Annotated in this window: 20 protein-coding genes; 9 read left to right on the forward strand and 11 right to left on the reverse strand. The window is 34.6% G+C overall.

Annotated features, from left to right (window positions below):
- Positions 1-108 precede the first annotated feature (108 nt).
- The 6 genes from ACKPCA_RS09005 (at position 109) to ACKPCA_RS09030 (ending at position 7140) form a co-directional block, all read left to right on the forward strand.
- Positions 109-789, forward strand: coding sequence for a hypothetical protein (locus ACKPCA_RS09005; RefSeq protein WP_321282524.1), 681 nt, complete (start codon positions 109-111; stop codon positions 787-789).
- A gap of 127 nt (positions 790-916) precedes the next feature.
- Complete coding sequence (locus ACKPCA_RS09010) at positions 917-3313, forward strand: FtsK/SpoIIIE family DNA translocase (protein ID WP_321282525.1); 2397 nt, start codon at positions 917-919, stop codon at positions 3311-3313.
- 108 nt (positions 3314-3421) lie between these two features.
- A complete protein-coding gene (lolA1, locus tag ACKPCA_RS09015; RefSeq protein WP_321282526.1) occupies positions 3422-4063 on the forward strand; it encodes an outer membrane lipoprotein periplasmic chaperone LolA1 in 642 nt (213 codons plus the stop codon).
- A gap of 558 nt (positions 4064-4621) precedes the next feature.
- The gene (locus ACKPCA_RS09020; RefSeq protein WP_321282527.1) at positions 4622-5806 is read left to right on the forward strand and encodes an Lnb N-terminal periplasmic domain-containing protein; all 1185 of its coding nucleotides are present in this window, start codon (positions 4622-4624) and stop codon (positions 5804-5806) included.
- Positions 5806-6564 (forward strand): acyl-[acyl-carrier-protein] thioesterase, encoded by a 759-nt coding sequence (locus ACKPCA_RS09025; RefSeq protein WP_321282528.1) that lies wholly within the window; start codon positions 5806-5808, stop codon positions 6562-6564. The genes ACKPCA_RS09020 and ACKPCA_RS09025 overlap by 1 nt, the downstream gene beginning before the upstream one ends.
- Before the next feature lie 12 nt (positions 6565-6576).
- Positions 6577-7140, forward strand: a complete 564-nt coding sequence (locus ACKPCA_RS09030; protein WP_321282529.1) for a HupE/UreJ family protein — start codon at positions 6577-6579, stop codon at positions 7138-7140.
- 72 nt (positions 7141-7212) lie between these two features.
- On the opposite strand, the gene pyk is transcribed toward ACKPCA_RS09030, so the two are convergent.
- Together pyk and aroQ are read right to left on the reverse strand one after the other, a co-directional pair.
- Positions 7213-8628, reverse strand: a complete 1416-nt coding sequence (gene pyk / locus ACKPCA_RS09035; RefSeq protein WP_054717352.1) for a pyruvate kinase — start codon at positions 8626-8628, stop codon at positions 7213-7215.
- A 130-nt stretch (positions 8629-8758) separates the two neighbouring features.
- Positions 8759-9184: a type II 3-dehydroquinate dehydratase gene (gene aroQ, locus ACKPCA_RS09040; protein WP_054717349.1), complete on the reverse strand. Its 426-nt coding sequence runs from the start codon at positions 9182-9184 to the stop codon at positions 8759-8761.
- A gap of 185 nt (positions 9185-9369) precedes the next feature.
- On the opposite strand from aroQ, the gene xerD reads away from it, so the two are divergent.
- Complete coding sequence (gene xerD, locus ACKPCA_RS09045; RefSeq protein WP_054717346.1) at positions 9370-10275, forward strand: site-specific tyrosine recombinase XerD; 906 nt, start codon at positions 9370-9372, stop codon at positions 10273-10275.
- 411 nt (positions 10276-10686) lie between these two features.
- Positions 10687-12345, forward strand: a complete 1659-nt coding sequence (locus tag ACKPCA_RS09050) for a phosphoenolpyruvate carboxykinase (ATP) (protein ID WP_321282530.1) — start codon at positions 10687-10689, stop codon at positions 12343-12345.
- A gap of 39 nt (positions 12346-12384) precedes the next feature.
- Here the strand turns inward: ACKPCA_RS09050 and ACKPCA_RS09055 are convergent, their stop codons facing one another.
- Together ACKPCA_RS09055 and ACKPCA_RS09060 are read right to left on the reverse strand one after the other, a co-directional pair.
- Positions 12385-13110: an NRDE family protein gene (locus tag ACKPCA_RS09055; RefSeq protein WP_054717342.1), complete on the reverse strand. Its 726-nt coding sequence runs from the start codon at positions 13108-13110 to the stop codon at positions 12385-12387.
- Entirely contained in the window at positions 13098-13619 is a 522-nt protein-coding gene (locus ACKPCA_RS09060) for a DinB family protein (RefSeq protein WP_157471359.1), read from the reverse strand. The genes ACKPCA_RS09055 and ACKPCA_RS09060 overlap by 13 nt, the downstream gene beginning before the upstream one ends.
- 165 nt (positions 13620-13784) lie before the next feature.
- Between ACKPCA_RS09060 and ACKPCA_RS09065 the strand changes: the two genes are divergently transcribed.
- Positions 13785-14825, forward strand: a complete 1041-nt coding sequence (locus ACKPCA_RS09065) for an ATP-grasp domain-containing protein (protein ID WP_321282531.1) — start codon at positions 13785-13787, stop codon at positions 14823-14825.
- Between the two features lie 52 nt (positions 14826-14877).
- On the opposite strand, the gene ACKPCA_RS09070 is transcribed toward ACKPCA_RS09065, so the two are convergent.
- The 7 genes from ACKPCA_RS09070 to ACKPCA_RS09100 form a co-directional block, all read right to left on the reverse strand.
- Positions 14878-16200 (reverse strand): OmpP1/FadL family transporter, encoded by a 1323-nt coding sequence (locus ACKPCA_RS09070; RefSeq protein WP_321282532.1) that lies wholly within the window; start codon positions 16198-16200, stop codon positions 14878-14880.
- A gap of 332 nt (positions 16201-16532) precedes the next feature.
- A complete protein-coding gene (locus tag ACKPCA_RS09075; RefSeq protein ID WP_321282533.1) occupies positions 16533-17147 on the reverse strand; it encodes a rhodanese-like domain-containing protein in 615 nt (204 codons plus the stop codon).
- Positions 17148-17178: 31 nt separating this feature from the next.
- A complete protein-coding gene (locus ACKPCA_RS09080; protein WP_321282534.1) occupies positions 17179-17769 on the reverse strand; it encodes a YeeE/YedE thiosulfate transporter family protein in 591 nt (196 codons plus the stop codon).
- A gap of 25 nt (positions 17770-17794) precedes the next feature.
- Positions 17795-18316: a YeeE/YedE thiosulfate transporter family protein gene (locus ACKPCA_RS09085; protein WP_321282535.1), complete on the reverse strand. Its 522-nt coding sequence runs from the start codon at positions 18314-18316 to the stop codon at positions 17795-17797.
- A 33-nt stretch (positions 18317-18349) separates the two neighbouring features.
- On the reverse strand, positions 18350-19291 hold the full coding sequence (gene nrfD, locus ACKPCA_RS09090; RefSeq protein WP_054717316.1) for an NrfD/PsrC family molybdoenzyme membrane anchor subunit: 942 nt from the start codon (positions 19289-19291) through the stop codon (positions 18350-18352).
- Between the two features lie 12 nt (positions 19292-19303).
- Entirely contained in the window at positions 19304-19837 is a 534-nt protein-coding gene (locus ACKPCA_RS09095) for a 4Fe-4S dicluster domain-containing protein (RefSeq protein ID WP_054717313.1), read from the reverse strand.
- Positions 19838-19840: 3 nt separating this feature from the next.
- A complete protein-coding gene (locus ACKPCA_RS09100; protein WP_321282536.1) occupies positions 19841-22078 on the reverse strand; it encodes a molybdopterin-containing oxidoreductase family protein in 2238 nt (745 codons plus the stop codon).
- Between the last annotated feature and the right edge of the window lie 215 nt (positions 22079-22293).

Here is a 22293-nt window from a genome sequence, read left to right on the forward strand (position 1 = left end):
TTTAAGAAAGAAGATTAGTTTTATCGTTTATTTTAGGATGTTTTATACATTTAGGAAGTATTTCAAAACAACTTTACCGGACAATCTATACCAACTAACTCAAATTTTATGAGGCTACCCATTTTCCTTTTTTTATTTGCAATAATCTTAAGTTCTTGTAATAGTAAATCAGGAAATAAGACCAAAGCTGACGAAGGACTTATTATTTACGATGTTAGTTATTACGCTTCGGAGAAAGAAAATCCTATTGTAGCATTACTTCCAAATAAAGTAGAATTACGGTTTAAAAAAAATAACATCAGTTTAACTTCTGAAGGATATCTTGGTTTTTTTAGCACAAAGTTTATTTCAAATTTCGATTGTGATAAAAGTCATATTCTTCTTAAAGTCCTGAACAACAAGTTTAACTACGAATTTCCCAAAGAAGAAGTTGCTTTTATTTACAATCAACTACCTCCTAGCAGAATAAAACATTTGGATGAGATTAAGACAATAGCTGGATACAAATGTAAAGTTGCCGAACTTTTTTTCGAAGATGAAACAATAAATCCTATTAAAGTTGCGTATACAGAAGAAATTGGCCTTGAGAATCCGAACAGAAATACACCTTTAAATGAAATAGAAGGTGTTCTTATGGAGTTTGAAACTACAATGAATAAGATAAAAACGAAGTTTACTGCTCAAAGCGTAAGTTTAGAAAAAATAGCTTCAGAAGAATTTAATGTTCCTGCAGAATACGTTCTTTCAGACAAAGCAACTTTGAAAAAATATATTGTAGATTTCAACTAGTTAAAGATTTTATCCAAAAATTAATCTTTTGCACACAATTAAAACTGTGGATTTCCAAGCCATTTTTATTACTTTTACATAAATTTCGCAACAGCGTGACATCAGCAACACACTGAAAAATAAACGAATGGCTACAAAAAAGAAATCAAAACCTAAATCCCGAAGAAAGATATTCTCAAAACCAAAATTTTTAAGTGATGAAAGAACTCGTTTCATTTTGGGAGTTACTCTTTCACTTTTTACCATATATACAAGTCTGGCATTTGTATCTTTCTTTTTCACAGGAGGTGCAGATCAAAGTAAACTAGATATTAAATGGCTCGAATTAATTACGGATTCTGAAATAAGAGTAGAAAACTGGACGGGTAAAACTGGAGCATATCTCTCAAACTTATTCATCAACAAAGGGTTTGGAATTGCTTCATTTTCCTTTCTATATGTAATGGTAGTTCTATCCCTACGTTCCTGGGGGCTAAAGATTCAATCCATCAAGAAAAGTATTCTTTACACCCTACTTTTTAGCATTTGGTTTTCAATAGGAATGGCTTTTGTTTTTGTGGATTCCACAAGCGATTCATTCCTGTTTCTTGGTGGCATTCATGGCTTTTTCATTAGTGAATGGCTGGTTTCCACTATAGGTAATGTTGGAACTTTATTCCTATTAATATTAAGTCTCCTTTGCCTATTAACATTCGGTTTTCAAAATACTGTAGGTTTCTTTAAAAAATTGGTTAAGAAGAAAGAAAAAACTTCAGGAACCATCACTGAAAATGAAGATTTAGAAGAAGAGATAGCTGACGAAATTAGAGAACAACCAGAAATCACTGAAGAAATAGAGCTTGAGACTCCAAATTTCGAATCTGAAATTCTATTAACAGAAGAACCGGAAATACCTGTTGATGCTACCAACGAAACTGCATTAAACGAAACTGAAAGTGAAGATGGTGTAGAGTTGAAAATAGAGACAGTAAGAGAACAGGAAGAAACAGTTCCTCTTAATCAAGAGCCTTTAGAAGATTTCGATCCAACTTTGGATTTATCCAGATATAGATTTCCAACTATCGATTTATTGGAAGATCACCAGATAAACAATTCGGTTGTTAGCAAAGAGGAACTTGAGAGCAATAAGAATAAGATTGTTGAAACGCTTCGTCATTACAAAATTGAAATTGTACAAATCAAAGCAACCATTGGACCTACGGTTACTCTTTACGAAATTGTTCCTGCACCGGGAGTTCGAATTTCTAAGATTAAAAATCTGGAAGATGACATTGCATTAAGTTTGTCAGCTCTCGGAATTCGTATCATTGCTCCTATTCCTGGAAAAGGTACAATTGGTATTGAGGTTCCTAATCGTACCCCTGAAATTGTTTCGATGAAGAACATCATTGCATCCAAGAAGTTTCAGGAATCAAAATTTGCTTTACCTGTTGCATTGGGTAGAACCATTTCCAATGAAACATACACCCTTGATCTGACCAAAATGCCTCACCTTTTGGTGGCAGGTGCTACTGGTCAAGGTAAGTCGGTTGGGTTGAATGCCATTATTACATCTCTTTTGTATAAGAAGCATCCATCGCAACTAAAATTTGTTTTAATCGATCCTAAAAAGGTTGAATTAAGTATTTATTCAACCATAGAAAAGCACTTTTTAGCAAAACTTCCTGAAGAAGAAGAGCCAATCATTACAGATATCCATAAGGTAATTTCTACATTGAATTCCTTGTGTATCGAAATGGACTCTCGTTACGATTTGCTGAAAAAAGCGCATGCAAGAAATATCAAAGAATACAATGCCAAGTTTATAAAACGAAAATTAAATCCGGAGAATGGTCACAGGTACTTGCCATACATTGTGGTAATTATTGATGAGTTTGCTGATTTGATTATGACAGCCGGCAAGGAGGTTGAAGCTCCGATTGCCAGAATTGCCCAATTGGCTCGTGCAATTGGTATTCATATGATTATTGCAACACAAAGACCTTCTACAAATATCATTACGGGTGTGATTAAGGCAAACTTCCCTGCCAGAATTGCATTTAAAGTAGCCTCTATGATTGACTCCAGAACCATTCTGGACAGTCCTGGGGCCAACCAATTAATCGGGCGAGGTGATATGTTGGTATCAATCAGTAGCAGTTTGGTGCGTGTACAATGTGCCTTTGTTGACACCCCGGAAGTGGAAGCAATTACCGAATTTATTAATAATCAACAATCCTACCCTTCTGCCTTGATGCTGCCTGAATATGTTGGAGAATCATCGGAGAGTGGCGCTGGAGATATCGATCTTCAGAAACGCGACGCATTGTTCGAAGAAGCTGCTCGCTTGGTGGTGACTTCACAACAAGGGTCAACTTCGGGAATTCAACGCCGATTCTCTATTGGATACAACCGAGCCGGGAGAATTGTTGACCAATTGGAAGCTGCAGGAATTGTAGGGCCTTTTGAAGGAAGTAAAGCTCGTCAGGTGCTTATACAAGACGAATATTCACTTGAACAACTATTAAACAACATTGCAAATTAGGTCTGGCACAATAATTGAATATCTAATTGAATTAAATACAAATCAAGAAAAATGAACCGAACATGTAAATTGAGTGTTACATGTATCAATTAAAATAAAATTAAACACATGAAAAACTTTTTTTGTTTCCTCTTACTTGGACTTATCAGCCTTAATGTATCAGCACAAGATGCCAAAGCAAAAGCTATTTTAGATAAAGTATCAGAGATCAATAAAGAATATAAAAGCCTAAAGGCTGAATTCACTTACTCAATGGATAATGATGAAGAGGATATCCACGAAGTATCTGACGGAAGTATTGTACTAAAAGACAACAAGTATAAATTAAACTTAATGGGAACCGACATTTACTTTGATGGCAAAACACAATATACTCATATTATTGATGCAGAAGAGGTAAGTATTAAAGAGCCTGGTGTAGACGAAGATGAAGCATTAAATCCTGCTAAGATCTTTTCGATTTACGAAACTGGGTTTACTTATAAATATGTAAACGAAGTAACTGAAAATGGAAAAAAACTTCATGTTATAGATTTGTTTCCAACCGATAATGAACGTGGTTTCACTCACATTCGACTAAAAATCGATCAGGCTACAAACCAAATCAGTGCTCTTAAATCAGTTGGTAAAGATGGAAACGATGTAAGCATTGTTCTTAAAAAGTTAACTCCTAATGTTACATTAACCGATAAGGATTTTGTATTCGATACTGCTGCAAATCCTGATGTAGAAGTAAATGATATGAGATAAGATTGTTTTAATCTATATTCCAATCCTCTGTTTTCACAGGGGATTTTTTATGCAACAAAGAAATTGCAGAATTGCACACCATAAAATACTTCATTTTAAAAAGTCAACCGATTTCAAGAGGAAAAAGAATGAAATTTTGGTCCGAAGTAATTTTTCCTACTGCTAACACCCAACTTTTTGAAAAAAAGTAGAATTGTGCACTACGAAAAACTTTTTTTGAAAAAGTTGACCATTTGCAAGAAGAAATAGAATGAAATTTTGGCCCGAAGTGATTTTTCCTACTGCCAAAACCCAACTTTTTGAAAAGAAGTAGAATTGTGCCCTACGAAAAACATTTTTTTTGAAAAAGTCGACCATTTGCAAGAAGAAATAGAATGAAATTTTGGCCCGAAGTGATTTTTCCATCTTCCAAAGCAAACAAATTAAAAGAGAACGACCCTTTTTTCAGTAATCCCATGATTTCCTTCAATATATATGCAACATGAGCGTTTTATAAGATCAACACCATACGAAATAATGGTATTTTGTATATCTTCGATCAGATAAATATTCATACTTATGAAAAGATTTAAATTCTTTATAGGCCTATTAGTAATTGGCCTTATATCATTCTCTAACACATATGCAAAGCAACTTTCAGAACAATCAGAAGTAAGTCTTCTAACCTGTTCGCCAGGTGATGAGTTGTATTCTCATTTTGGTCACTCTGCATTGCGTTTTCACGATCCTTTAAACCAAATTGACCTTGTTTTTAATTATGGAACATTCAATTTTAACACCCCAAACTTTTACATGAAATTTGCCAGAGGCAAATTAATGTATCGTTTAGCATTTGCTCCTTACCGCGATTTTTTGCCTGAATACATGAGATCCGGACAAGGAGTTACAGAACAGAAATTGAATTTAGATCTCGAAACAAAAAGAAAACTATTTGCAGCGGTAATCGAAAATTACAAACCTGAAAATAGATATTATCATTACGATTTTCTCTTTGATAATTGTTCTACGCGAATACGAGATATCATAGAAGCCAATGTAGATGGTAAAATCATCTATAAAGAAAATAATGCTGAGCCAAAAAACTTCTGGAACTTATTGGATCATTTTATGGAACGAAGTCGATGGATTTACCTTGGCATCCATTTAATTCTAGGTTCACCATGTGATGTTGAAGCCACACCATACCAGTATATGTTTTTACCTGACAACATGATGTATGCTTTTGGCGATGCTACAGTATTGAATAACGGAGAAAGAGTTCCGCTGGTTAGTAATACCAACGAAGTATTAAAACCAGCTTTGAATTACAAAATGACGGAATGGTACAAACGCCCAGGTTTTATATTCGGAATACTTTCACTAATCGTTTTATGGGTAAGCATTCGCACTTTAAAAAGCAAACGCAATTATTTTATTATCGATCATGTTTTATTCGGAGCAACTGGTTTAGTTGGTTGGGTAATTATTTTCCTTTGGTTTTTTACCGATCATCAGGCAACCGGACCAAACTGGAATATTCTTTGGGCCTTACCATTTTATTTTCCAGTGGCAAACATCTTGCTGAGCATGAAAAATAAAGCATCATACTTTTTCTTCTTTGCGAGCTCGGTACTATTGCTGATTATTTTGGCCGCATGGTCTATCATTCCACAATCATTACCAAATGAGATTTTACCGATTGTGGCTTTATTATTCGTACGATCAATCTATATCGTTAAAAAATTAAAAATCAAGTTGATTTAATGGATACTCTAGAAATTAATCAAACAAAATTCACAAAGACATTCAGAATTGGCTCTTTCGATACTGATTTTAATGGAAGAGTAAAACTGACATCCATATGCAATTACCTGCAAGAAATTGCTGGCATGCATGCAGATGCTTTAAACTGGGGAATTGATAAATTAATGCAACAAGATTTATCGTGGGTGCTGACACGACTAAAAGTTAAAGTGATTGATTATCCAAAATGGACCGATGAAATAACTGTTGAAACCTGGCCTACAGGAATTGAAGGTTTGTTTGGGAACAGAGATTTTAGAATTCTCGATAGAGAAGGCAATGCTATTATCCTGGCAAGTTCATCATGGTTAATCATTAATATCAAGAATAAAAGACCAACTCGCCCCCACTCCATTATCGATGGTGCCAAATATGAAAATGCTGAAAAGGTATTTGAAACTTCATTGCAAAAATTAAATACTAATGTCGATGAAAATCCAAACCTAACTATTGATGTGCATTTCAGTGATATTGACATTAACCAGCATGTTAATAATGTGAAATACATCAAATGGATTGTAGATTCTTGCCCGATTGAGAAATTAAGCTCTGGCTTGATTGACGAATTGGAAATTAATTTCCTGCACGAAGCCAAGTACAACGATCAATTAAGCATTCACAATAATTGCAGTAGTAATAACGACCGCGAATCTCACTTTGTGATTCGAAACAACAAAAGCAATGTAGAAAATTGCAGGTCTATTATTAAATGGAAATAATTTAAGAACAATATGCAACAATTTTTATCAGGGTTCGAATCCGCTTTTTCATACCTAATCTCATTCTCTCTTTTTGATCATTTTTTAATTCTATTGCTTTTTGGCATCGTTTTTCAGCTAAAAGATTGGAAAAATCTATTTTCACTTTTCCTTGCCCTTGGCATTGGATCTCTCGTGGGATTGCTATTAGCATGTTTTAAAATCACACACTTCTCCTATTCAACCATCAGGTTGGCAACAGCAATTTCATTATTGGTGGTCGGAGTTCATCATATGATTTCAAACAACTTATCGGCAAATGCCATTCGATACAATTTTTTCGCATTAATCGGATTGGTAGTTGGCACCAGCATTAGCTTTCATTACCTGAAAGCATTTGGCAGCAACTTAAAATTCATTCACCTATCAGGATACAGTCTGGGAGTATTGGCTGCATATTTAATAGTTATACTAGCAGGTTTGTTGATTTCTGCTTTAACCATTGCAGTATTTAAAACCGACAGAAAAAGTTTCAACCTTTCCATTTCGGGAATTGGCATTGGGATAGCCTTAGTTCTGATATATTTGAGATACTAAGCCTCAATAATACAGGTTAAAAAAAATGCGAATCGAGATGATTCGCATTTTTTTTGCTTCAATATTATTTTGTTACACCTTATGTGTCAACTGATCTACTTTACTGATTTCCATAAATGAAACTCCTTTAGATGGACCAAAACTTCCACCGATGATTATCACCATATCATCTTCTGTAAAGTATTTCTTTTCCATTAAAGTATACATCGATTGCTTCACGTACTCATCTCTACTGGCCAATAATTTTCTATAGCCTGCTTCTACACCATACGAAAGAGCCAATTCGCGCATAACTCTTTTTGAATAACACAAAGCATAAACAGGAGAAGTTCCTCTGTAGGCTGATAAATAACGACCTGTTCTTCCTGTTAAGGTATCGGTAACAATTGCTTTTACTGGAAGCAATTGAGATGATTTTACTGCAGAACGAGCCAAAATTGCCGTTAATTCCTGGTTACTAGGAACAAAATTCTTTCTTGTATCAGGATATAATTCTTTCTCTACCTCAATCGCAACTTCTTTCATGGTACGAACCGACTCAACCGGGTAATCTCCATAAGCCGTTTCTCCACTTAGCATGATTGCATCCGTTCTGTTGTATATTGCATTCGCAATATCACTAACTTCCGCACGTGTTGGTCTAGGATTTTTAATCATTGAATGAAGCATCTGTGTTGCAATAATCACAGGTTTTTTACGCTCCATACACTTTCTAATTATTTTTCTTTGAATTACAGGTAATTTTTGCGCCGGGATTTCAATTGCCAAATCACCTCTTGCAACCATCACTCCATATGCATGATCAAGAATTTCGTCAATATTATCAACACCTTCCTGATTTTCGATTTTTGCAATGATTTTTACTTTGGAATCATATTTATCCAGTATTTTTTGAATTTCCAGAACATCCTCTTTATTTCTAACAAATGAATGTGCTATAAAATCAATATCCTGTTCAATGGCAAAATCGATAAAAGTTCTGTCTTTTTTAGTAAGTGAAGGTAATTTAATAGAAACACCCGGTACGTTTACGCTCTTTCGATTTTTAATCGGGCCCTCATTTTTAGCTTCAACTACTAAGAAGTCATCGTGCTTCTCAACAACTAATAATTCCAGCTCTCCATCATCAATTAAGATCCTTTTACCAACTTCTACATCAATAACAAAATCTTCGTAGCTAACCAACAGACAGTCATCTACCTCTTCATCTTCTTTTTTTCCTTTAATTTTTATCCTATCACCACTTTTAAGGAATAAATCATCCTCAACATCTACCGTTCTGATCTCAGGACCTTTTGTATCCACAAGTAATGCGATCTTGTCTGAAACAGCTCTGACATTATCAATTACTTTTTGTGCATCGGCATGTGTTTGATGTGCTGTATTAAGCCTTACAACATTCATGCCCTCTTCAAAAAGTTGTGTAAGAAATTCTACATCGCACCTCTTGTCAGAAATCGTTGCAATAATTTTCGTATGCTTCTTCATAGAAAAACTCTTTCATTATTAGTTTTGGCAATACAAAGATAGTCAATAATACTACAAGCTTATAGGTACATATTTTATAGCATAAATTGCAAACGATGTAAAAAAAACTTTTGTCACAAAAAAAATAACTTTAGTCCAAACGGGATAAAAGAGCTTCTATCGCCAAACGATAAGAATCCAATCCAAACCCAGCAATTGTGCCAATACAATCCTTTCCAATCATGGTTTTACTTCGGAAGGGCTCTCGCTTATGCACATTAGATATATGCACCTCAATAACAGGCGTATTTACAGCTGCAATCGCATCTCCAAGCGCTACAGAAGTATGAGTATAAGCCCCGGCATTTAGAATAATACCATCATAATCGAAACCTATACGATGTATTTCATCAATCAATTCGCCCTCTATATTAGATTGATAATATTCAAGTTGAATTTTTCCGTAGATCTTCTTTAACTCCTCAAAATAAGTTTCAAACGAAACTTCTCCATATATAGATTTTTCGCGCACTCCAAGTAGATTTAGGTTAGGTCCATTTATTATCAAAAAATTCATCTTATCAAAAATTTTTAAGGTTAAACATAAATAGTATATGAAATTTTTGTCAGCTTACGTAATATTTTTTTAAATTGCACTCAGGAATTATCATAAACAATTCGTATATTTAAATGCTTGAGTAAAACTACAAATTATAAAGCAAATTATTTACAACTATAACTACATACTAAAAACTGGATAAAATGAAATGGACAACAACAATTGAAAATTTTAAGACCTACCTCACCTTAGAGAAGTCTCTCTCTAAGAACTCGGTAGACGCTTACATTAATGACATTACTAAATTAACTACTTTCTTTAGAGAAAAGAATATCGAGGTAACTCCTGAAGAAGTAGTACTTCAACATTTGAAGGATTTTGTAGCTTGGATTAACGATGCAGGTACTAGCCCTCGCACACAAGCACGTGTAATTTCTGGTATTAAAGCTTTCTTTAAGTATTTATTATTAGAAGAAATTATCGAAAAAAATCCAACTGCTTTATTAGAAGCTCCAAAAATTGGACGTAAACTTCCTGACACTTTAACTACAGACGAAATTGACGTTTTGGTAAAAGCTGTTGACATGAACAAGTCAGAAGGACAAAGAAACCGTGCAATTCTTGAAACTTTATATTCTTGTGGATTGAGAGTATCAGAATTAATCGACTTAAGAGTTTCTAACCTTCATTTCCGTATGGGATTTATTAAAATTCATGGAAAAGGAAACAAAGAACGTTTAATTCCAATTGGAAAGAAAGCTAAAAAAGAAATCAAATTGTATCTTAAAAACTATCGCGGTAAATTAAATATCGATAAGGATAGTGAAGATATCTTATTCTTGAACAGAAGAGGTCGTAAGTTATCACGTGTAATGATCTTTACCATTATTAAGAACTTATCTAAGAAAGTTGGTTTGAAGAAAAATGTTTCTCCTCACACTTTCCGTCACTCTTTTGCATCTCACCTTGTAGAAGGTGGTGCTGATTTGAGAGCCGTACAAGAAATGTTAGGTCACGAGTCAATTTTAACAACTGAAATTTACACACATTTGGATAGAGAATATTTGAAAGAAACAATCAAGAATTTCCATCCAAGATCTAAAGACTAATTAAATTTTCTTTCCATTTTTTAATGGAATCTGAAATAAATGTCATTTTTAATACCTCCAAGGCAGTTGCTTTGGAGGTTTTTTTATAACTTTTAGTAAGAAATCTTCCTGCTAGTCTATATCTCAGGCATCCGACACTCTTAATCATAATTTTAAATTATTTAGAATTAATGATTTTTACGCAAACGTTTGTAGCTCAAAGAAAAGATGAAATTATTTTAAACAAAAAAAGAGGGGAAAACTGAAAAAAAGAAACGATTTTAACGTCCCTAGATCAATTTTTCCCATGGTAAAAGTAGTAAAACTTACTGAGAAATAATACATTAAAAATTACAAAAAAATATGTACATAGTAGGATTTATTCATATATAGTCATACTTTTGAAGCTCCAAACCAAATATTAAATGTCACATGAACGCTATTGAAGTTAATATGATTGCAGAATTACAAGAATCATTAAAAAAGCATTCCAACATTCAAGAGAATCTTTCAAGAGAATCTCTAATTACTCAAGCAGTAGAAAATAAAGAAGCAGTTTTAACAAAGAACGGCTCACTTGCAACTTGGACACCTCCTCATTCTACAGGTAGAAGTCCTAAGGATACTTATATTGTAAGAAATCCTGAAAGTGAATTAAATATAGACTGGTCATCAGCCAATAATATCGCTATGAATCCGCAAACGTTTTCGATGATTTTTGAAGACGCTTTAAAGATGATTGATGAAAAAGAAACAGTTTATATCACCGATAGAGTAATTGGTGCAGATTCAAAATATGCATTGCCAGTAAAAACCATTACTGATAAAAGTTTAAGTCAGGTTTTTATCGACAACATGTTTAGACCAGTACCTAATGACCTTGACAAATCGATTTTTGCAAATGATGAATTTCATTTGATTGCTTTACCAAACAACAAATTAAATAAAGATCGTTACAAAGGTCTGGTAAGAGAACTTCCCAATGGAGAAACATCTGACATTTGCGTAGTTGTTGATTTCGATCAGAAAATAGGGATCGTTATTGGTTCTTCTTACATGGGAGCAATGAAAAAATTGATGTTCACTGTAATGAATTACTATTTGCCATTTAAAGGTGTTCTTCCTTTGCACTGTTCAGCAAACGAAGGCAAAAATGGTGATTCTGCCCTTCTTCTAGGTCTTTCGGGAACTGGTAAAACCACTTTATCAGCTGATCCTAACAGAGCTCTTTTAGGAGATGATGAACATGGATGGAGTAACGATGGTATTTTCAATTTTGAAAATGGCTGTTATGCTAAAATGATTGATATCAAGCCTGAAAATGAGCCTGAAATTTATGACGCTGTTATGCACGAAGATGATTATACCAAACATGGTGCAATTATTGAAAATGCAATGATTTATCCAAACGGAGAGTTAGATTTCTTTGATGATCGATTTACTCCAAACTCAAGAGCAAGTTATCCACTTCGTTTCTTGAAAAACATTAAGGAGAGTTCAACTTCGGGGAATCCAAATACAATTTTATTCCTTACAGCCGATGCATACGGTGTATTGCCTCCAATCTCAAAACTGACTAAAGAGCAAGCAATGCTTTGGTTCCTTATGGGATATACATCGAAATTAGCTGGAACTGAAACCGGAGTAACAGAGCCACAGGCAACTTTCTCACGTTTCTTTGGACAACCATTTATGCCTTGTAATCCAAATATCTACGCTGAGATGCTTGGTGAGAAAATGGAAAAACACAATACCAATGTTTTCTTAATTAACACTGGCTGGAGTGGTGGTTCATACGGAACAGGTTCTCGTATCAAGTTAAAATATACAAGAGCAATGGTTGACGCAGCTTTAAGTGGAAAATTAAATGATGTAGAATATACTGAAGACCAATTGTTCCATGTAAATATTCCTACTTCTTGTGAAAATGTTCCAACTGAAATCTTAAATCCAATTAATACTTGGGAAAACAAGGAAGATTACAAAAAAACAGCTGAAAAGTTAGCTGAGAAATTCTCTTGTGAATTTGATAAATCATATGGAAAACAAGATATTTCACAGGATATCATTTCTCAATGTCCTGGAAAATAATTACTCTACTTGTTATTTTATTTCTAATAAAAAAGAGTCTCAATTGAGACTCTTTTCTTTTGTCATATATTTCTCTGTTACTTCTTTTGTACGAAGATCTTCATACCTCATTCTTATTCCTAATTTGTCATGTATTATTTGGGTAATACTGGTAGTTTTAACCAGTTCCTTTCTATTCATGACCAATCCATTAAACAAATCGTTACAACCAGCATTTTTGTGAAAATCAAGCACTTTAGAGTATGATATATCATCCATCATTTTCCAATCTACAAACCAAGCCTTTCTCATTTTTTTTGCTGTTTCATCATACAAAGTTGATGATGACCAAATTTCAGCTCTTTTCGGATCAAGTTTCTTATAATGAACCGAGCTACCATCCCACCTCACTTCCTCCATTAAAATTTCCGAATTATATCTTACTACAACCATTGTAAATGGTTCTATTCCCACAAAATCAAAATTCAATACAAACTCAATTGTATTTTTGAATTTTTCATACTCTAAAACAACAAGTCCTCTACTCTTTTTATAAGGTGGTTCATGTTTATGCTTTACGAAAGCCCCATTTAATAAACAAACACTGAAATATTTATTACACAACATCCAAGTTCCATTTCCTTCTGGATCTTTTGGATACAAGCTTTCAATATTATTATTGATATACTTATCTGGAGGCAAAGCTATTCTATTAGGATCTTCATCTCTATTTGTGGTAAAAATGAAATTCTTATTATCTATAGGTATATATGTTAATGTGCACATAAATCGTCTCTATACCTTATTGTTGAGTAAGCTATCCCAAAATTTTTATGCAATTCGATATCTGGAAACTCTTTTTCAATCGCAATACGAATAATTGCCATATGATGAATTGCATGTTCAATATTGTATACCAATTCTCGTTCTAAACTTGACGGAATTGAAATACTATTTTTCCCTTCACTATCATAACTAACAATCAACATTAATTTTTTATCAGTTTGTGCATTTTCAACCCAATTAAGGGCTTTGCTTAACCTTTGAGAAGCCAACACTAAACTGGTTTCGGTTTCGATGCAATGCACTCTATCATCATAGCTTATTGGTTTATTCTCTTCATAAGCTTCAATTAAAATGTCATAAAATTCAATAATATGACGCATATGCTTGCCTATGGTATTTTGAGACAATAGGTTTAAAGCTTCACAATATTGCAAAGGAGTTATATTTTCACACAAATGGATAAGTTGACTTAAGATTTCTCTATTAGCTATAAAAATATGATTCTGCATAGATATGGTACAAATGGTTATAAGTACAAGATATCAAATTGTCAATATATATCATAGCCTTAAGTAATTTTAACCAATACCTATATGATTTTATTCAAATCAACTTTTAATAAAAACAGAAATTACTACCTTGAAAAATCATTTTAATATTTACACAGAAAAACTATGAGTAGAAAAATAAAAATCCCGTTCATCATTTCTAAGTGGTTTCATTTCGAATTCTGGCCATTCTGGTTTTTCTACATCCCAATGTTTTTTTATGGTATTTACCTTGCTATTAAAGCAAGAGCATTCGCTTACTTCACACCAGCCAATCCTGCAATGAGGTTTGGGGGAGCATTTGGCATGGATAAAATGAACATTCTAAGCAATATTGACAAACAATATATTCCCAAAGGGTTTGTAGCGCATTCTGAGATTGAATTATCTGATGTAAAACAACTCATGCTGGATCATGATATGGACTTTCCCATTGTGTGCAAACCGAATGTTGGTGAAAGAGGTGTTGGGGTTGAAAAAGTAGATTCAGAATTTGACCTTCTTTCCTTTATGAAAGAAAAACATGAAGACATCCTTTTTCAGGAATTTATCGATTTTCCTATTGAATTGGGCATATTCTATCATCGTTTCCCAATTTCCAAAAAAGATGGAATCACATCAATTGTACGAAAAGAGTTTTTAACCATCACAGGTAATGGAAAATTAAAATTTTCTGAATTGGTAAAAACAAATATTAGGGCTAGCAGCAGAATATCCTACTTAAAAAATAAATACAAGTCTAAATGGAATCAAATAATTCCCTCTGGCATTAGTTACAAACTAGAACCGATTGGAAATCACAACAGAGGAACTAAATTCTTAGACGGGAATGATCTGATCAATGAAAAACTGGTATCTGTTTTTCGAGAAATATCAAAACCTTTAGATGGATATTATTACGGACGTTTTGATATGAAAGTAAATAGCCTAGAAGATTTATACGAAGGGAAAAATATCAAAATTATTGAATTAAATGGCACCAATTCTGAACCAGCTCACATTTACGATCCTGATTTTCCTTTACTAAAGGCTTATAAAGTGATTATTCAACACATGAGATTGGTATATGAAATCAGCATGGAGAATAGAAAATTAGGTGTAAAGCCCAATACCTTTAAGGATATTATGGGAGCTTTGTACAAGCGTACTTTTATCAAGAAATCATAAAAAAAGAGAGGATTTATTAATGAAATCCTCTCTTTTTTATTATAAAGTTCTATTAAAATGTAAATGCGATATCAATTTCTAACTGATTCATTTCCAGTTTAACGGTTTGATTATGACCGATTGGCATACCAGTATTAGTATCAAACTCATAATCCATTGGATTATATCCTTTAACTGATGCTGGTAATGCATAACAGAATGCTACATGTACTGCTTTTCCAGAATCTCCAATATTCTTACTAAATCCAAACGAAACATGATCTTCAATCACACCAGGAGCAAGAATATTAAACAATACTTCTGAGCTTTGAATTGGTTGTTCGGCATGAGAATATCCTGTGCGTAATGTCCAGTCTTTAATACCTGAATATTCCATACCAAATTTCAAAATATTGATATCTTCCCAACCAAAACCAGCTCCGTCATCAGTTCCTAAAGGAGCTGTTGCAAATGCCATTGGATCCATCGGATTTGAAACAGAAGCAACGTCAGTATAATTAATTCTCTTGAAATCTGCCATTACAGCCCAGTCTTCATTAATTTCATAAGCCAAACCAATGGTCCAAGTTGAAGGAATATTGAAGTCACCTTGCTCAGCAAACAATCCTGCATAATCATCAAATTCGCTCATATATAACATGGTCTGATAACTAGCTCCAAGAGTTAGACCTTTGGCCAATTTACCCATATAACCAAGTTTGAATCCAAAACCAGTAGCTTTATCCATACCATTATCAGTTAACTTATCAGGAGCACTTGAAAATGGTGCAAAAGCTCCCAAACCTTTAGCTTCAAACATTTGGTATGCAATTAAACCTGTTATACCAAGGCTATGGTTTTTAGCAATATTTCTTGAATAAGATACTCCAAGAAACATCTGCATTAGATTTACTCCAGTATCCCCATTACTACCAAAAGTTCCCATCTTACTTCCATCTGGGAAAGTTGTAGGTGGATAATCCGTGTTCATTCCACCATTTCCAAATAAAGCGATAGAGAAACTACTTTTATCATTTAGCATCCAGTTTGCACCAATTGAAGGAATAACAAACATCTTGCTATCACTTTTAACAGTTCCCGGAAGTAAACCAAAAGTACCAGGCATCATAGAAGGATTACCTGTAACAGTATATTCTCTATTCGGATTAAACAATCCAACACTAATAGAGTATTGCTTTCCTAAAGAAACCAAACCTGCTGGGTTTCCATTGATTAAAGAATTTTTATACCATGCGATACCAACACCACCCATACCTTTACTTTGAGTACCGTACCCACAACTAAAATAACCGTCGGTTGCCATCACCTGGTTAGATGCCAACATTCCTGCAAATACGATGAATGCCGCAAAAATAATTTTAAAAGTTTTTTTCATCTTCTGTAATGAATTAGTTTGATAATTAGGATTTGAAAACAAAATACCAACTCTTTCCACATCTATATATGTTGTATATCATATATCTACATATCGAACCTACCATATTTTTAACTATCTAGATTTCAATAGTTTAATTTTAATAATTTTTAAAGATTTCCTTAATTTTTATTCAATGTAAATAAGCAGAGTATCAATAACTTACATAATTATTAAATCAGATAGAGATTTCTCATCGATACATCCGACTTTTATCTATTCAATTCACAACGGTCATAAAAAAACCTTTTCGAAATTCATCGAAAAGGCTTCTATTTTTATTAATCCTTATACTAACAACCTCCTGCAGCACGCTTTTTCTTCTTGCGTTTTTTAATGGTAGGTTTTGGATTTTTCTCAGTATTAGTATTTGTCACCATAGCATTACCACCCCCTAAGGCAGCACTTGCTCCTTTTCTAAAATCATATTTTGCAATTTCATCATCTGCCATAACCGATTTTGGTGCCTCTGGATTTAAAATGGTTTCTGCCCAATAGTTCAAACCTCCTTGCATTACAAAATTGTTTTCGTATCCTAGTTGTCTTGCCAACATCCAAGCTTCATTTGCCTTAAGATTTCCATTTGAATAGAAAACATTCATCTTTACTCCTTGATTGATATATCCTTCATATTCATTAGAAAGAATCTGGGTTAAAGGGATATTAATGGCTCCGGGTAAGCTATATTTTTCAAATTCAGCCTGGCTGCGAACATCAATTAGCTGAAGACTTGGATCTTTTTGAACCAACATATCTGCAATCTCATCAGTACTAACAAATTGAGTTCCATCTTTCACTTCACCTAGCAACTCTTCTGCAGTTAATTTAAATTGTTTCGTAGTATTTTCGGGTATCGCTGCAATAATTATCCCTAAAGGAATAAATACAGAAGCTAATATTAATCTCATTTTCATTTCAGTGATTTTTAAAAGTTTACATCTAGTACTCTTCGCGTGGGAACTTCTTTTCTGCCCATTCACCAACCCAAAACATGGCAAATGCCATAAGAATAAGACCAAGTGCAAATACTCCTCTCGGAATATCCAACAATTCATTCATTGTAGGCGTTCCTAGATAATTCGCTCTATACATCTCTTCGAACAAAGGATAACCTTCAGTAAAGAAAACAATACCTAAAATTAATCCTCCAATAAATGCAAGGGCATCAAGCTTACCAATAGAAAATGCACAGAATGCAGTTCCCGGGCAAAATCCTCCCATAATGAATCCAATCCCCATTACAACTCCACCAATCAAAGCGGAAGTTACATAAGTTGGGTTGATGTAGACAAAATCCAAATCGATCCAACCAAAAAGACTAAAGAATAACATTCCTACCATTGCAGTAATGGCAGCTGTAAAAAATACTTTTAAAACAGTTGTGTCGTATCCATAGAACATTCCAGCCAATTTTCTACTTGACGAGAATCCACTTCCTTCCAACACAAATCCAAATCCGATTCCAATTAAAAACGCAATGAACAAATTGGTATCCGGTGAAATTATTTCATTAACAATTAATGGTGCCATAATCTATTTGTTTATTCATTTATAATTAAATCCAATTTTTTCTGAAGAAGTAAGCCAACATAAAAGCTGTACCAAATATTGCAGCCATTGTTAAAAAGCCTCCAACTGAAAGTACTGCCATTCCGCTTAAAGCAGATCCACTGGTACAGCCACGTCCCAACTGGGAACCAAAACCAAAGAACATTCCTCCTAAAATGGCAAAAATTATTCTTCGTTTGGATGAGATTTTTGGAGAGTGTTCTACTTTAAACTTCAAACGTTTAGCAAATGCTCCGGATAAAAATCCCCCAACAAGAACACCCATCATTTGAAATACCAACCATGATTTCATTGGATTTTCATGGGTTTCATTATAGTTTTTATAGAAAGCTGAATTTTCAGCATGACTCGGAGCAACAGTATTTACTGTAGATACCACGACACTTTTAATAGCTCCACTTGCTCCTAATCCACGACCAGAAACAAAATTTGCTGCCAAAAGCACAAGTCCCAACAATACTCCACCGATGTACGGATTAAAGTATTTCGTTTTTTTCACTTCGCTCATTTTATAATGTTTTAAGTTTTTTCAAAATATAGATTAGTAAAGCCATCTACTAGCCTGGCCTGCATTGGCTATAAGAAATCGAAGCATCACACTTCCAAAAAGTACTAGAACTACCGGAATTGCAACAGGTATCTTAAATCCTTTCAATTCCATTCCTTCAAGAATAGCAGGAACAATCATCCCCAGAAATACAACGAAAATCCAGAATGGTGCAGTATATTCTCCACCTAAAAATAGATTTGCAGCATCTATCTGAACTTGAGTACTTGCCAAAAATCCCATAAACATGTGGATAATAAGGAAAAGTTCAATTCCTATAATCATGAGATCCAGTTGCGCAAACCTCTTTCGTTCTGAATGGTTCTTTGACATCCAAATAACAACTGCGGCTCCAGCCGACAATCCAGATGCCAGGAACAATGGACCAAGAATAGACGTATTCCAAAGTGGACGAGCATTAAATGCCGAGAATAGAATCCCAGTATAAATCCCTAGTATAGCTGATGAAATCAGCATGATCCATGCTAGTGTTCTTTTTTGTTTGTGGAAAAATTCCATCAACTCCTCGATCACATCAAATTTCCAGTTCCATTTAGGAAATAAGTCTTTGATATGCATTGCAGTCCAGATGATCGAAATCGGCGTTACAACCATGAGGGTCCAAGCTCCCCAAGACATAGGTGACTCCAGTCGAATGGTTGTATATAACCTCCAGAAATACAATTTGTGATGCAAATCTAAAAACAAAGCAATCAATCCTAGTACCAATGCTATTGGAGCCAGCATGGGAGCAATTCGAACTGCTGTTTTGTATTCATTTTCTTTATTTCGAATCGTATAAAGAGCAGCAAAAAACATCAATCCTGCAGCCAAACCTCCCAAAAACAGGTAAGTTGGAATCTCCCAATGCCAAACATGTAATTGAGGATCGATTAATGGGTTATTTCTGCCGCTTACAATTATTTCTTCTCTCATTTTATCACGGTTTTAGATTAGGAAATACAAGTGAGGTTTCGTTCCTGCCTCGGGTATTAAGGTTTTATATTTTCTTTTTTTCAGAACTTGTGAAACTTCACTTCTTGGATCATCCAGATCACCAAAATACATACACTTTGTTGGACATACTGCCACACAAGCTGGTTGCATACCGTTCTTCACCCTGTGTAAACAGAAGGTACATTTATCAACATATCCTTCTGGATGAACAAAACGTGCATCATAAGGACATGACGTAATACAAGCACTACATCCAATACATTCATTTTTAGTGACTAAAACAGCACCTCCTTCTGAGTAATGGCTTGCTCCTGTTGGGCAACAACGAACGCAAGGCGAATTCTCACAGTGATTACATCGCTCTGAACGCAGTTCCATTTCCAATTGAGGATAAGTACCATCCATTACTTCAACAACCCAATCGCGGCAATACCCGATTGGCACATCGTTTTCGGTTTGGCAAGCTACTACACAGTCGCTGCAACCTACACACTTTTTAGTATCAATAGCCATTGCATATCTCATAGCTTACACCTCCGATTTTTTTATATCCGTTCTAAATGTTACAAAGTTTCCTCTCATTCCGGTACCTCCCATTATAGGATCAGTCATCACATTGGTAATCATTTGAGTATCGCTAACTCCTTTACCAAAGCATCGCTTCATTCTCTTATCAGCATGACCAAAACCATGTACCATATATATTGAATCGAATCGAATTCTTTCGGTTACTCTTACCTTTATTGGGAATTCAGAAATAACTCCGTCCTGATTTTCGAGGTGAACATACTGTCCGTTACTTAAATCCCATTCTTTAGCAACCTTAGGGTTAACCCAACAGCTATTCTCATCCATTAAATCGGTTAAGTTAGGATTATTGGCGGTACGACTAAAAGTATGCATTGGAGCTCTTCCATAAATCAACCTATAAAAACCTTCAGCTGGTTCTGGATGCGGTGTATATACTGGCATCGGATCAAAGCCTTCCTCCTCCAGTGCAGTTGAGTACAATTCAATTTTTCCTGTATTTGTATTGAATTCAACATTTTCACCATCAGCAAAATACAAATCATCGAATTCTCGTTCCAAACGCTTTACACCAATTCTCTGCATCTCTTCCAGTGAAGTACCAACCTGCTTCAATTCCCAATCTAATTCCTCTTCAATGGTTTCAAACGGGAAATAATCTTGAAGATCTAATTTCTTGGCCAATTCTTTAGCCATCCAGTAAGCTGGTTTTGTATTATACAGCGGATCAACTGCTGGCATTCTCAAGGCAATACTTGGTACTCTTCCTTGCGATATTCTTAATGCATCATATCTTTCCAGGTAAGTACATTCTGGCAATACAACATCTGCATAGCCCGTAATTTCCATTGGCATAGTATCAACCACAACTATTAAATCCAATGCTTGAATTGCCTTTATCGTTTTCTGCTGATCTGGAAGTGTATTAATGAGATTTGTCCCATTAACGATCCAGGCTTTAACCGCATAATCCATATCAGGACTTGGAATAGATGCATCACAAACACCAGATGCTAATGCTAAATCAGCCAAGTTGTATTTACCACCCATTGCATCACGCCAATTTTTCTTTGGTCTTGGAAATGCGGGAATTTTATGATGTGGCACTTCTGCCTTTTCAGGATTGTAGAATCCACCTCTTCTTCCCCAACTACCTAATAAGGCGTTCAAAATAGCAACAGCTCTTAAACGCTGGGTATCATCTCCATACCAAGTAACATGACGACCTGGATGAACAATTACTGCAGGAGCAGCATTGGCCATTTCTCTGGCTGTTTCCCTGATCTGTTGTGGCCTAATCGTTGTTACACCATAAGCCCACTCAGGTGTATATCTTTGAACATGATCCTTTAACTGCTCGAATCCAAATGTGTATTTTTCAACGTATTCTTTATCGTACAACTCTTCGTTGATAAGAACATTCATCCACGCAAGCAAAAGTGCATTGTCAGTAGCTGGTTTAATTGGCAACCAATGTTTTGATTTACCTGCAACCGTTGAAAATCGAGGATCAACAGTAATAATTGTTGCGCCTTTATCTATTGCATCAGACATTTCTTGCACTTGTCCATTGTGCATGTTTTCACCAAGATGCGATCCAATTAATACCAGACATTTGGTGTCTCTAATATCTGTGTTCTCTGGGGAATTGATTCCTTGTCCAAAAGTGGAAATAAAAGCAACTTCTCTTGGACCGCGACATTGAGCATAAGAAGGGGCAGCAATATTATTTGAGCCAAAAGCTTTCAATAATGTACCAAAATACTTACCTCCAGATCCATGAGTAAACAAGGCCGTACTTTCAGGTCCGTACTCTTTTTTAATCTGCTTCATTTTTGAGGCAATGTATTCGAAAGCCTCATCCCAACTGGCCTCACGATAAGTTTGCTTACCTCTTTCTTCGGTTCGAATCAAAGGAGTTTTTAGGCGGTCCTCATCGTAATACATTCCGACTCCACCAGTTCCCCGTGGACAAAATCTACCATTACAATTAGGATCGAGATCATTTCCTACGATCTTTTTAATTCTTCCATTGTCATCCTTATAAACCCATCCTGCACATTTCCAGAAACACACCTCACAGTAGGTAGGGGTTCGCTTGAAATCAAATGGTCCTTTAAAATAGGATTTATTCTCCTTTACCAGATTATTTGCAAAGCTCTCAAGCAAGCCTCCTCCAAATATTAACCCAGCGGCACTAAGGGAACTAATTTTAATGAATTGTCTTCTGCTCTTCATTTTGTGAAATCTTTTTTTTCGAAACACATATACACATCTAGAAAACTATATCTATGCATGTAAACATATATTAAATGAAGATCACGATACATGCTCTACAACATGTTTTTTGGATTTGTAATTAATCTAAACAAGTTAATTTGTCCAAATCCTCTGATTTAAACACATATGCAACTATTTAGATTTCTACTAAATTACATTTGAATCTATTTTTC

It is taken from the genome of Marinifilum fragile (assembly GCF_963677365.1).
Classification (GTDB): Bacteria; Bacteroidota; Bacteroidia; order Bacteroidales; family Marinifilaceae; genus Marinifilum; species Marinifilum fragile.